Genomic DNA, 431 nt, shown 5'->3' with positions numbered 1-431 from the left:
CCCGGTGGGGGGGGGGGTTCCCCCGCGCCATCCTTGTCGAGGAATTTCCCCGGACAGCCGTGCGGCATCCGGGATGAGGCGTGAAGCCGCGCGTCCGCGCGGGATCGAGACCGCCGCGTGACGCCGGCAAACCGGGGCCGACGCTCCGGTCCGCAGGAGTGTGTGCGCAACGGCGCCGCGAAGGCGCCAGAGCAGTCGCTGCGGATTGCGCCGGGGCCGGGATGGCGCGATGGAAGGCGGGACACGTCCGGCCGACCACTCCCGAAAGCCGTTCGCCCGCCGTTCAGCCGGAAGGCCCGAGATTGGTCCGCCGGAATGCTGTCCTTGAGTCGTCTTCGCCTTCCTCGCCTGGACTTCGAGGCCTCGCTGTTCGACGCGCGGGTGCCGCAGGTCCTGCGCCGCTTCGTGCGGCGGCGCGAACTCGGCCTGCT

It is taken from the genome of Methylobacterium oryzisoli, from assembly GCF_046557895.1.
Classification (GTDB): domain Bacteria; phylum Pseudomonadota; class Alphaproteobacteria; order Rhizobiales; family Beijerinckiaceae; genus Methylobacterium; species Methylobacterium oryzisoli.
Note: the sequence above shows the minus strand (reverse complement) of the source record.